This is a genomic window from Lactobacillus sp. B4015, from assembly GCF_026536055.1.
Taxonomy (GTDB): Bacteria; Bacillota; Bacilli; order Lactobacillales; family Lactobacillaceae; genus Lactobacillus; species Lactobacillus panisapium.
The window spans coordinates 329,018-341,768 of the sequence record NZ_JAFNOY010000002.1; the positions used below are offsets into that span (position 1 = coordinate 329,018).

At 38.6% G+C, this 12,751-nt stretch carries 10 protein-coding genes; 7 read left to right on the plus strand and 3 right to left on the minus strand.

The genetic code is table 11. The annotated features are described in order from the left end of the window. Positions 1-59: 59 nt before the first annotated feature. Together J3U71_RS03260 and J3U71_RS03265 are read left to right on the plus strand one after the other, a co-directional pair. Positions 60-1,628 (plus strand): ATP-binding cassette domain-containing protein, encoded by a 1,569-nt coding sequence (locus J3U71_RS03260; RefSeq protein WP_267392456.1) that lies wholly within the window; start codon positions 60-62, stop codon positions 1,626-1,628. A 114-nt stretch (positions 1,629-1,742) separates the two neighbouring features. Then, positions 1,743-2,768: a zinc ribbon domain-containing protein gene (locus J3U71_RS03265; RefSeq protein ID WP_220269158.1), complete on the plus strand. Its 1,026-nt coding sequence runs from the start codon at positions 1,743-1,745 to the stop codon at positions 2,766-2,768. A gap of 45 nt (positions 2,769-2,813) precedes the next feature. On the opposite strand, the gene J3U71_RS03270 is transcribed toward J3U71_RS03265, so the two are convergent. Together J3U71_RS03270 and J3U71_RS03275 are read right to left on the minus strand one after the other, a co-directional pair. After that, on the minus strand, positions 2,814-4,190 hold the full coding sequence (locus tag J3U71_RS03270) for an NAD-dependent succinate-semialdehyde dehydrogenase (RefSeq protein ID WP_267392454.1): 1,377 nt from the start codon (positions 4,188-4,190) through the stop codon (positions 2,814-2,816). A gap of 119 nt (positions 4,191-4,309) precedes the next feature. Continuing rightward, complete coding sequence (locus J3U71_RS03275) at positions 4,310-5,095, minus strand: alpha/beta hydrolase (RefSeq protein WP_267392453.1); 786 nt, start codon at positions 5,093-5,095, stop codon at positions 4,310-4,312. Positions 5,096-5,350: 255 nt separating this feature from the next. Here J3U71_RS03275 and J3U71_RS03280 point away from each other — a divergent pair, with 255 nt between their 5' ends. The 4 genes from J3U71_RS03280 to J3U71_RS03295 all read left to right on the plus strand — a co-directional run bounded on the left by J3U71_RS03280 (position 5,351) and on the right by J3U71_RS03295 (position 9,304). Beyond that, a complete protein-coding gene (locus J3U71_RS03280; RefSeq protein ID WP_103753131.1) occupies positions 5,351-5,956 on the plus strand; it encodes a TVP38/TMEM64 family protein in 606 nt (201 codons plus the stop codon). Continuing rightward, positions 5,956-6,483: a GNAT family N-acetyltransferase gene (locus tag J3U71_RS03285; protein ID WP_267392452.1), complete on the plus strand. Its 528-nt coding sequence runs from the start codon at positions 5,956-5,958 to the stop codon at positions 6,481-6,483. Before J3U71_RS03280 ends, J3U71_RS03285 begins: the two co-directional genes overlap by 1 nt. Positions 6,484-6,688: 205 nt before the next feature. Further along, complete coding sequence (locus J3U71_RS03290) at positions 6,689-8,326, plus strand: malolactic enzyme (protein WP_267392451.1); 1,638 nt, start codon at positions 6,689-6,691, stop codon at positions 8,324-8,326. Between the two features lie 12 nt (positions 8,327-8,338). Beyond that, positions 8,339-9,304 (plus strand): AEC family transporter, encoded by a 966-nt coding sequence (locus tag J3U71_RS03295; protein WP_267392450.1) that lies wholly within the window; start codon positions 8,339-8,341, stop codon positions 9,302-9,304. A 74-nt stretch (positions 9,305-9,378) separates the two neighbouring features. Here the strand turns inward: J3U71_RS03295 and J3U71_RS03300 are convergent, their stop codons facing one another. After that, positions 9,379-10,605 carry a CPBP family intramembrane glutamic endopeptidase gene (locus J3U71_RS03300; protein ID WP_267392449.1) on the minus strand — a complete coding sequence of 409 codons (1,227 nt, stop codon included), beginning with the start codon at positions 10,603-10,605 and terminating at the stop codon, positions 9,379-9,381. A 364-nt stretch (positions 10,606-10,969) separates the two neighbouring features. On the opposite strand from J3U71_RS03300, the gene serS reads away from it, so the two are divergent. Then, complete coding sequence (serS, locus tag J3U71_RS03305) at positions 10,970-12,277, plus strand: serine--tRNA ligase (RefSeq protein WP_267392448.1); 1,308 nt, start codon at positions 10,970-10,972, stop codon at positions 12,275-12,277. Positions 12,278-12,751 lie beyond the last annotated feature (474 nt).

Consider the following 12,751-nt stretch of genomic DNA (forward strand, 5'->3'; position numbering starts at 1 on the left):
TCCAATGAAAACTGAAACTGGCATCAATCAGATCAGTTAATCTATTACCGAGGTAAAAATTGGAATTAATAAAAATCAATCACTTAACAGTAAATGTGGCAGCAAAAAAATTATTTGAAATTGCTAGTCTTGGAATTAATTCAAAGCAAAAGATAGGCTTGATCGGGAATAATGGGGTTGGTAAAACCACTTTGATGAAGCTAATTGCTGATATAAATAACCCATCTGAGCTAATTAAAGCTACGGGATCAATAACAAGACTCTGTAATTGGGCTTATGTTCCGCAGCTCTTAAATGCGCAAGATAAAAGTGGTGGTCAGCGTGAAAAGTTAGCCATTAGTAGGGCAATTGCACAATTAAGAAACGCACCAAAAGCATTGCTCTTATTGGACGAGCCGACTTCAAACTTAGATTTTGAGCAGCAAAAATGGCTGATTAACTTAATTCGTGGTCTAAAAAGTTCGTGTTTAATTATTAGTCACGATCAGCATTTTCTAAATCAAGTTTGTGACACAATTTGGTGTGTTAAGGACCAGCGTGTAATCACTTTTAAGGGAACTTACTCAGAATTTAAACGAGCGCAGGAAAAGCAGGCTGCACGTATGCAATTAGAATATAACGAGCAGGAAAAGCATCTTAACCAATTAAAAGCTAGTTTTAAACGGCATGCTAAACAAGCTGATTCCTTTAGCCATCCGAAAAAGCACATTAGCAGTTCTGACTGGCGTTCAAAGTCGCTAGGAAAAGTAAAAGCCGCTAATAATGTGGCTCGTGCAACCAAAAATTTATCAAGGCGAATTGAAAAAGAAGCGAAAACGCTAACTAGGCCAGTTGTTCGTAAACAAATCACCTTAAAAAACGGTGCTGCCCAGATGAAGAATGAAACAATTGCACCTAAAAGCAAGGCTTTAAGACTCAATCCGCAAAAAATAGTGGCATACCACAAATTACTTTTTACAATTGAACAGGAAGTCAATTTGACCTACCAAAATAAGCTTATCCTAACAGGTGCCAACGGTGTGGGTAAATCAATTTTTCTAAAAGAGCTGTTTGAGCGTAAGCTAACCGGCTTTTACCATCCCCAGCTGCAGATAGGCTATTTTACGCAAAATATCATTAAGCTGCAATCAGACCAAACGGTGCTCGAAGCGATTATGAAAAACAGCATTTTTGCAACCAGTGCTACTATGCAAGTTCTGGGTGATCTTCACTTATGGCAGATACGGCATCAAAAAGTTAAAAACTTATCTGGTGGTCAGTTAGTTTGTTTTAATTTGGCGCGAATATTGACGGGCAAATATAACTTGTTGCTACTGGATGAGCCTACTAATTTTCTTGACCTAGAAGCCCTTGCTGCTCTCGCGGACTTTATTACCGCTTATCCTTACGCACTGATTATCGTTTCGCATGATCAATCATTTATTGAGCAGTTAGGGTTACCAAAATGGACGATTAATCATCAGCGGCTATCTACTAAAGTAGCGGCTAGCAAGCAATCATCAGCTAGTAATGACAATAATCTTGAATTATTAAAGTTTCAGCGCGACCAGTTAATGCTTGCTCCAGAAGCTTCAGTTACGAAAATCAAGCAATTAACAGCTGAAATTGAACAATTGCAAAACCATTAGACGAGCGCCGTTTAATAGTAAAGATAAAAAAGTACGATAAAGAAGTTTTCTTTATTGTGCTTTTTGTTTTATGATTAACATATTAAATAAATATCTGAGCAAAGGGAGTTTCTTATGACTACTTGTCCAAATTGTGGCCGGTCAATTACTGATAATGACAAAGTTTGTCCTAACTGTCAGTTTAATTTACAAAAATATCGTGATACGTTCTTTACGGATCAGCACCAGACCGCCAATTATGAAAATAAAAATACTGCGAAGAAAATTGCCAGTCGTGAGGCATACAGGCAAGAGTTTTATCCTAAAAAGCAAAACTTAACGATTAAGAAAATGCTGCAATGGATGCATCTTAATAGTATGATTGTCTTTTTGCTGGGAATTGCATTGTTGCTAATAATGAGTTTTTCGCGAAGTATTGGTTGGATCTGCTTTTTTGCCTTGCTAGTTTGCCTGTATGCTGTTTGCGTCCGAACTGCTGACATTGAGCGTTACACGGTAGATGAGCGACTGACAGAAAAAGTTAATCAAATCGGCTCTAACTTGTTTAATAATGTTGAAGATTCAAAACAAAAGGTCAAGTCCAGGAAGAGGTCAACCAAAGGCGAGCAACGTGTGGAAGAAGAGGTAGCAACGGTTAAAAAGCATTTTAATTATGTGCAGCTGCTTGTAATTTTGATGGCAGTTATTAACCTGGTTGTCTTATTCACGGGTTCAGGTGCATCAGTAACTGATATTTCGTATAGTGGCAAAATGTCGATTACTAGGGTGGCATTTGGCTTAGCCGGCCGGTTATTCTCATCTAGCGAAACCATGCTTTCTGGGGTAATTGTCTGTGTGATTTGGCTACTAATTCTGCTCTTTCCATTGATTATTACCTATAATACGTTGAAAGATACAGTTAAAGGACGCCAGATTTCCTTTGTTTTATCGTTAATTGAGACGGTATTTCTCGTCTATTTAATCTACCGCATGTCAAACAGTGCATTATCAAATACGGGCATTTTAAAGAATATTACTAGCCAACTGCTCTTATACGCAGTTTCAATCGGAGCATCGACTTACTTCTTGATTTTATCTAGTGTGATGATGACGATTTTACTTGGCTACAACTTATTTAAAAATAAAAATCAGGGACAATAAAAAGGCCAGACGCATCTCGTCTAGCCTTTTTTATTACTAGTTAAATTATTTGGTTGGCATACTGATTACTAAGTGCTCATTGACAAAAGCCATCATGCCAAGATCACTTAGCTCACGACCATAGCCGGATTTTTTAATTCCGCCGAATGGCAATTCGCCTGAACTGATCCACGTGCCGTTAATAACGGTCATGCCTGTTTCAATCTGAGCAGCTACTTCTTGTGCATGCTTTACGTCGGCGCTGATAACTGATGAGCCTAAACCATAGCTTGAGTCGTTTGCCAAAGCTATGGCTTCATCTTCATCTTCGACTTCATACACAATTGCAACTGGGCCGAAAAATTCTTGATCATAAGCTGGGTTTTGCTTGTCAACATTAGTTAAAATAATTGGCCGGAAAAAGGCACCAGCAGAATCAATTTCTGGATATTGGTAAAAGACCTTGGCACCGGCTTTAACTGCTTCATCAACTTGCTTAGTTAACTTGTCTTTAGCGTTAGCAGAATTCATTGGTGGCAAAGTAGTAGCTGGATCAAGCGGGTCACCTGGCCTCAGTGCAGCAAAAGAATTCTTTAATTCATGTAAGACTTCGTCGTAACGGGTTTTAACTGCAATGATTCTCTTAGAAGACGTGCAGACTTGTCCGTCGTTGTATGTTCGCGCGGTACTCAAGGCCTTCTTTAAGACTTGTGGGTCAGCATCATCCAAAACAATAAACGCATCGTTTCCGCCTAATTCCATCGTTGATTTCTTTAGATTCTTACCAGCATTTTCGGCAACGGATGAACCGCCCCGTTCGGAGCCAGTTAAGGCAACTCCTTGAACTCGTGGATCAGCGATAATGTCATCAAGTTGGTCATAACTTGGGTAGAGGTTGATTAAGCTGCCCTCTGGTGCACCAGCTTGCTTAATAATCTTGGCGGTCATGGCTGCTGATCCAGGAACGTTGTGGGCGTGCTTTAATAAAATCGGATTTCCAACGATAAAGTTAGGGGCAAACACGCGAATTACTTGATAAAGTGGGAAATTCCATGGTTCACATGCCATGATTACGCCAGTAGCTTGCTTAAGGTAATAAGCCTTGCCCAGCTTAGACTCGATCGGTTGTGGCTTAAGCATTTCAGGACCATGATCGGCGTAGTAATCACAGATTGAAGCACAAAGTTCAACTTCACCCTTTGATTCACCAATCATTTTACCCATTTCACGGGTCATGATTTCTGCCATTTCTTGTTCATGTTCACGAAAGGCTGTCGCAATTTGATGTAATGTCTTGCACCGGCTTTCTGGCTCTTCATGACGCCATTTTTGGTAAAGTGCATGTGCTAAGTTGATTGAGTCTTCAATTTGGCTAGCGGTCGGATTGTCGTAACTGGCAAAGGTTTCGTTAGTGTACGGATTAATTGATTGATATTTAGCCATCTTGTTATCTCCTTAGGTACTGCAACTAATTGCAGTAAAATTTATAACAACTATTATAAACCGTTTTCATCAAAAAGTGGGGTTTTTCTGGTTACCTTTACTAATTATTTATAAGTAACTTACTTAACAGGTTTTTTAGCAAGGTAAGAGATGGACTCGGCCAGATAGTCGCTAGCATAGGACATGGCATGACGCTCGCCGGCAATTAGTTTGAGGTCAACGCTATGGTCGGCTTTAGCTAGTTGACTAATAAAATCAAGTAAGTAGTCGGTTGGCGATAATTCGTTAGTGGAGTTAAGCATTAATAAACGCCCTAGATTGTCGTAATCATAGGATTGTGCGTCTAATTTTTTCAAAGTCTCCTGCTTATCCGTGCCCGTGTAGGTAAGAGTAAAATACTTGTAAAAGGCATCATTAATTTGCTTTAAATCAGTTATGCCAAATTCAAAATTTGCTTGCTGAGATGGACGAACATCTTGGTGGTTTTTCATCCAAGAAGAAAAAGAAACAGGTGCAGACCAAGTTACAGTTGGGAAACCGTATTTACCCGCTAAAAATAGAGCCATTACGCCGCCACTGCTTGCACCTAATTGGGTAATTGTATTAGTTCTATTTTGCCCATACGAACTGTTAAGCAGCCAATTTACAAAAGTAATACTGTCATTATGAGCGGCTGGAAAAATATGTTTGGGCGCTAGCGAATAATTGGGCGCAAACACAATAAAATTCTGCTCCGTAATTTGGGTGCAGTAATCCTTCAGGTTACTTTTATCGCCGCGAAACCAACCACCACCGTGCCAGAATAACAGGATTTTAGTTTCCACATTTGTTTTCTCGGGTAAATAAATATCGGTTGCCAACTGCTTTTTTTCATCATAAAAAACATCATTAATAATAGTCGTCATTGCTAACCTCCAATTCGTTCTTGAATTTATTATACTTTAAAAGGCAAAAGTGTTTATGTTTTGAAAAACGGTTACCTTCTTGGTACCTTATTTTTAGTTACTTAACTTGGAATGATAAATTGCTATCTTTTAATTACCTTTTCTATAATTAATTTTAAAATATTTAAGTTATTATAATTATTGTGCTGAAGAGCTAAAAAAGTAATCATCTGAGTGAATTTTTTGGTAAAATTAGCCTAATATTGGAGGTAAGTTATGCATCTTTCAGCTAAAGCTAGTCGAAGATTAATCAATATCTTGACCGTTGTCAGCGGGATTATTATTATTCTATTGTGTATTTATTGGTACCGCTTAGGGATTTTTACTAGTCAAGCGAAGATGAAGGCATATTTGGCTGATAAGCGCATCATCGGGCCGGTGATTTTTGTCTTAATTCAAATTATCCAAGTAGTCATCCCAATTATTCCGGGTGGTGTCTCTTTGTTGGGCGGAGTAATTTTCTTCGGTCCACTAGCGGGGTTTATCTACAACTATGTCGGAGTTTGCATTGGCTCAATCATCAACTTTTTCCTTGCGCGTTTTTATGGACGACCATTTATCCTGCACATTGTTTCGGAAAAAACGCTCGATAAGTATATGAAGTGGACCAAAAACCAAAATAAATTTAACTGGTTTTTTGCAATCTGTATTGTTGCGCCAATGGCACCTGATGACGTTCTTTGCCTGCTAGCCGGGTTAACCGATATGAAATTCTGGACTTACTTTTGGATTATCATTTTGGGTAAGCCATGGACAATTGCCGCCTACAGCTTTGCCCTAATGTTTGGAATGGACTGGCTTCTTAAGGTAGTTGGCAAATAATGGCTGCACGAATCTATTTGCGACCATTTAAGGTTGAAGATGCAACGACACTTTTAAAATGGGGCCAAGATAAGTACTATCACCAGTTAGCGGGTTTTGATCATTACCAAAATCTGACTCAGGCTGAAATTGCAGCTGGCCAATATGCGGCTAGAAAGTATAGTTATGGGGTCTGCTTGGAAAAAACGCATAAACTAATTGGCCTAGTTGAACTATATGACCGCGGAACTAATGAAGCCGAACTACTTACTTCTAAGGAAGTCGGCTTCTTATTAGATAAAGAGTTTTCAGGTCATGGCTACATGACGGAGGCCTTAACTTTGTTGTTTAATTTTGCTTTTGGCAAGTTAAAGCAAGAGCAGATCTGGGCCGGTACTTTTACCAATAATGAGCGCTCGCAAAGATTATTGCGAAATTTAGGTTTCAAATTTATTTATGCCGTTGATTTGAGTAAAATCAGCAACTTATTTTCATATGAAGAAAAATATTATCTGCTTAAACGGGCGGATTGGACTAACTTAAACTAGAAGAGACTAGGAAAATTGATTTCTTAGTCTTTTTTTGTACTTAAAAATATTTTTTTCTTTTTTATCAAAATCAGTTAAGCAAAAATATGAATAAGTCAAGTGATTTTATTGGCAAGATCAATTATTTGAACTATCACTATAATGGGAATAAGCTAAAAGTGTTAATAACCAAAGAAAAATTTCGTCTAGATTGGAGAGTGGAATTATGGAAAAGACAGGACAAGATCGGTTAAATGATCCTTTTTTGAATCATGGCACAGCTTTTACTGAAGAGCAACGTAAGCAATATCATTTAGAAGGGATGTTGCCGCCGCAAGAGCAATCGCTTGAAAGCCAGGTACGTGAAGTCTATTTGCAGTACCAAGAAAAGTCAACTAATTTAGAAAAACGCATTTTTTTAATGACTATTTTTAATACCAACCGGGTGCTATTTTTTAAAATCTTTAGTGAACATGTGACCGAATTCATGCCAATTGTTTATGATCCGACAATTGCGGAAACAATTGAAAATTACAGTCACCTGTTTGTTAATCCGCAAAATGCCGCTTTCCTTTCAATCGATAAACCTGATCAAATGGAAGCCAGTTTAAAAAATGCCGCAGATGGTCGCGATATTAAGTTGATTGTAGTTACTGACGGCGAAGAGATTCTCGGAATTGGCGACTGGGGAACTCAGGGAGTTGATATCTCTGTTGGTAAATTGATGGTTTATACGGCCGCAGCTGGTGTGGATCCGGCCTGCGTTTTGCCAGTTGTACTCGATGTCGGTACTAATAACGAAAAATTACTCAAAGATGATCTTTACTTGGGTAATAAACACAGTCGAGTTAATGGCGATAAATATTACCAGTTTGTAGATCAATTTGTTCAGTGTGTTGAAAAGCTTTTCCCAGGATTGTATTTGCACTTTGAAGATTTCGGCCGTGATAACGCAGACAATATCCTGAAAAAGTACCGTGATCATATTTTGACGTTTAATGACGATATTCAAGGTACTGGAATTATTGTGTTAGCCGGAATTTTAGGAGCATTAAAGATTAGTGGGCAAAAATTGACTGAGCAAAAGTATGTCTGCTTCGGAGCCGGTACCGCCGGTACTGGCATTGTTGAACAAGTATATTCTGAAATGTTGCAAGCGGGCTTAAAGCCTGAAGAGGCCCGGCAGCATTTCTACTTAGTTGATAAGCAGGGATTATTGTTTGACGATACACCTGATTTGACGCCAGCGCAAAAGCCTTTTGTCAGAAAGCGGTCAGAATTTGCCAATGCGGATCAGTTAAAGGATCTGAAGAGTGTAGTTCAAGCGGTTCATCCCGACATCTTAGTTGGAACATCTACTCGCTCTGGCGCCTTCACTCAAGATATTGTGACCGAAATGACGGAGCACACTGAACGGCCAATTATTTTTCCATTATCCAACCCAACGCAATTGGCGGAAGCAAAAGCGCAAGATTTAATCGAATGGACCAAGGGCAAGGCGTTAGTTGCTACGGGAATTCCAGCTGATCCGGTTGATTATCAAGGTGTTAAGTATGAAATTGGTCAAGCAAACAATGCTCTAGTTTATCCTGGACTTGGACTTGGTGCTTTAGCAGTTAATGCTAAAGTCTTGAGCGATGAAATGATTAGTGTGGCTGCTCACTCATTAGGTGGAATCGTTGATTCAACTAAGCCGGGAGCTGCTGTTCTACCACCAGTTGAAAAGCTCAATATCTTTTCGCAAACAGTTGCACATGCCGTGGCTAACCAAGCAATTAAGGATCACCTCAACCAAAACGAATATGACGACGGTAAGCAAGCTGTTGAAGCTTTGCGCTGGGCGCCGGAATATAAAAATGAATAGGAGTGAGGATCAATGCAAGCCTTTATTACTTCTTTAACTAGTGTTGTTGAACTGTTATTGGTCATTGCGTTAGGCTACTGGCTACGCAGCAGTGGAAAACTAGGAGATCAGTTTAAAGGCAATATTTCATATTTAATCATGAATATTGCTTTACCAGCTTCAATTTTTGTTTCCGTGTTGAAATATTTGACCCGCGATAAATTGTTTGGTTTAACTGGCGGCCTCGTTTATGCCATCATTTGTTTCGCCCTTAGCTATTTGTTTGCTTGGCTCTTATGTAAAGTTCTTCGTATCCGCAAAGGAAGACGCGGGACTTTCATCAATGCTATTACTAATGCCAATACGATTTTTATTGGCTTACCATTAAACATTGCTTTATTTGGGCAAAAAAGTATGCCTTACTTCCTGATTTATTATGTGTTAAATACAGTTTCTACTTGGGCAATTGGGGTCTTCTTCATCTCAAGTGATGATCCAACTGTGCAAAAACAGAAACAGCAGAAATTTAATTGGAAGAAATTGTTGCCTGCTCCATTAGTAGGTTTCCTAATTGCTTTAATATGTTTATTAGTTGAAGTACCAATTCCGGGATGGATTACAACCGTGCTAAGCATGGTGGGCGGAATTGTTACACCAATGTCACTAATTTATATCGGAATTATTTTAGCCGATGCTGGTTTGAAATCAATTCACTTAGACCGTGATACAATTTGGGCGCTACTTGGAAGGTTCATTTTAGTACCAGCGCTGATGATTATTTTGATTGTCTTTGGTGCTAATTGGGGCCCAGCATTACCGAGCCTTGCAAAGGAAACTTTAGTAGTTCAATCTGCTACGCCAGCATTAGCCGTTTTACCGATTTTAGTCGGTGAATCTCACGGAGACGTTCAATATGCAACTAATGTTGTTACTACTTCAACGGTCTTATTTGTAATTGTTGTTCCACTCGTTTTAGAGTTAACCGAATTTATTTTGTAATTGGTAATTTGACGATTTATCTTGAAATAAAAAAGCCTGAGAATTTTTCCCAGACTTTTTTTATTAAAATCAAACTAGTTCATATTCATTATTCGATCGGCATTTTCTTCCATTACTTGTCTAGCGTTGCCGAACATCATCCAAATTGAAAACAGAAGTGGAACGCCAACGATCAAGATAGTGTAAATGCAATCTGTCGCATAACCATGCCAGTGCCATCCTGAAGAATTCCAACCAGTAAGCATATTAGCGACAAAGTCTGATATGAAGTGAGCAACAATTGCTGGCCAAAGCTTTCCCGTATAAAGATAAAGAACAGCCCATAAAAAGCCACAACCGGTCACACCAATTGCTTGCATAATAGTGGCCGAAAGGGCTGCACCGTGCCAGCCAACATTTCCAAGATGGGCAAGTCCAAAAAGGAGTGTGGAACCATAAATGGCAATTGGAACCCGCCATTTTGGTAAGTGGTTAAAACCTGCTAGCAGGATGATGATGTTTAGATAACGTACAGTTTCCTCTAGGATACCCGGTTCGATTGCACATGTTAAATTAGGTAAGGAAAATTTCAGATTATTAAAATCATATCTAAAAAAGACGGTCCAAATATCTTTGGAATAAGCGTTAAAGCAGTTGTAAAACAAGTCTAATAATGTAAAAAGAATGAGTAAAACAAAAGTCACTTGCTGGAAGTTTTGGCTTTTGTTAAATTTCAAGTTGGGATTAAACCTGAAACCCCAAGCTTTTCCTAGAAAACATGCCAAGATAAATAGGCTAATGGCCGCGATTACTCCTTGTCCCGTAAGTGAATGCATAATTTTGAGACTTCTGGAGACTTTTAACGTGTTGACCAGTCCATACTGGATATTTAATAAGAAAACAATCAGCAGCCTTAAGAACCAGTTCTTAATTTGGGCGGCATAAACCATGGCAATTGGTAGTAGCAAACCAAGCAACACTGCCCATAATAGCAGTACCCAAATAATTTCAATTTGGGGCAAATGCACTAAAAGTAAGTTGCCGATTTTAAGCCAAAAAGTGCAAAGGATTCCGGGGCCAAAAAGTAGGTTTAACCACCGCGTAAACTCGTAAGTAAATTTATCTTTAACCTTCATTTTTTGAACATAAACTGTGAGTGCTAAAAAAAGCATAAGTAAAATAATTGCAGTTACCTGATTTTTCGTCTTTGTTGCATTGTGCAAGCCGCGCACCATCAGCATAACTTCTGCAAGTAAACAAAAAAGAATCTGGAAATCATATATTTTTTGCCAAGTCTTTTTAGGTAGATTAGTAATTTTCATTTTGGCCTCCTGATAATCAGTATTATAAGCTAAAAAAGGTAATAGATGATTTGCTTTTTCAAAATACTTCATATAAGTAGAAATAGTATTTGCTAAAAACAAGAGAATGACTTAAAATAATATCCAAACACGGAATCCTAAGACTGTTTTAGAGAGTCCACGTAGTGGTGAAAGTGGACAGAGGTCGTTTCCAGATTCCATTAATGTGGGTAATTAATAGTTACACGGTTTGCGGCACCGTTATCGCCAACTTAATGAAGTGCAGTCATGCTAATGACTGAAACTGGGTGGTACCGCGAAGCCATGTAGAGCCAATTCGTCCCAATTTGAGGGATGAATTGGCTTTTTTGATGGAGGTAAAAAGATGCTAGATATTAAAGTGATTCGTGAGAATCTTGATTGGGCTAAGGATAAATTAGGTAGACGTGGCATTAAGCCCGAAGAACTTGATGAATTAGTCAAAATTGATGCCGAGCGCAGAGACGGCTTAAGTCGTAGTGAACAATTGAAGGCTAAGCGGAACAAGGTTTCAAAAGATATTGCTGAAGCTAAAAGAAATAAGGAAGACGCTTCAAATGCAATTGCTGAAATGCGGCAAGTTGGACAGGAAATTAAAGAATTAGACGAAAAAGTCGAGAAGCTAACTGAAAAACAAAATTACATTTTACTCAGATTGCCTAACTTCCCAGATGATTCAGATCCAATTGGACCAGATGAAAGCTATAATGAAGAAATCCGTAAATGGCATGAGCCAACCAAGTTAGACTTTAAGCCAAAGGCTCACTGGGATATCGGTACTGATTTAGATATTTTAGATTGGGATCGTGGTGCTAAAGTTTCTGGTGCACGTTTTGTTTACTATAAAGGTGCGGGAGCTTTGCTTGAAAGAGCGGTTTTTAACTTCTTCTTAGACGAAAATACTAAGGAAGGTTATACCGAAGTAATACCACCATACCTAGTTAATGACGAATCAATGCAAGGAACAGGTCAATTCCCTAAGTTCCGTGAGGATGTTTATACAATTGTCGATAATGATAATCCAGATAAGCCACTAGATTTAACTTTGATTCCAACAGCCGAAGTACCACTTGTTAACTACTTCCGTGACGAAATTATTCACGAAGATAGACTGCCAATTAATGTAACTGCACTGTCACCAGCATTTAGAAGTGAGGCTGGATCAGCAGGCCGTGATACCCGGGGTCTAATTAGAATGCATGAGTTTAGAAAAGTGGAAATGGTTAAGGTCTGCAAACCAGAAGACTCATGGGACGAATTAGAAAAACTGACTAAGAATGCAGAACACTTATTACAAAAACTCGACTTGCCATACCATGTAGTTGCTTTATCAACTGGGGATGCCAGTTTTACAAGTGCAAAGACTTATGATTTGGAAGTATGGATGCCAGCTCAAGATAAGTACCGTGAAATTTCTAGTTGTTCAAATTGTACTGACTTCCAAGCTCGTCGTGCACAAATCCGTTACCGTGATGAAGACGGTAAATTACACTTGGCACACACGCTAAATGGTTCTGGTTTGGCTGTAGGACGGACAGTTGCCGCTATTTTGGAAAATTACCAAAATGAAGATGGAACTGTTACTGTTCCTGAAGCACTTGTTCCTTACATGAATGGAATGACCAAGATTACCAAAGAAGAAAGCTTAATCTAAGAAGTAAAATCCCTTTTTACGGGATTTTTTTGTTTTCTTCAAAAAAATTTCCATCTTTTTACGCAAACTGTTCCGCTCAAAAAACGCAAATTACGAATAATTAGCCCAATAAGTAGTCAAAAATCAGAAAAAATAGGTAATAATGGCCATTAGACAAAACTAATTTTACTTTTCTAATTAGTAAATAACGAACAAAATCTAAGATTTGACGTGTTATAGCAAAAAGAGTAAAGTATTATCTGTGCTTGAGAGAGCTAGCGTGAGTTAACTGCTCAAGTAAAAAAATCCGAAAAAATTAGTTGACAACTAAGAGCTAGTTTAGTAAGATAATAAACGCTGTTGTAAAAAAGACAACAGCGGGGTCAGAAAAAAGTTCTTGACAAGAGGATAAAGATCTGGCAAAATAAAACAGCGGCGTTTACGAGCGTCGCAGGTAGTACCTTGAAAACTGAACAATGTTTTCGCAAAAATGTG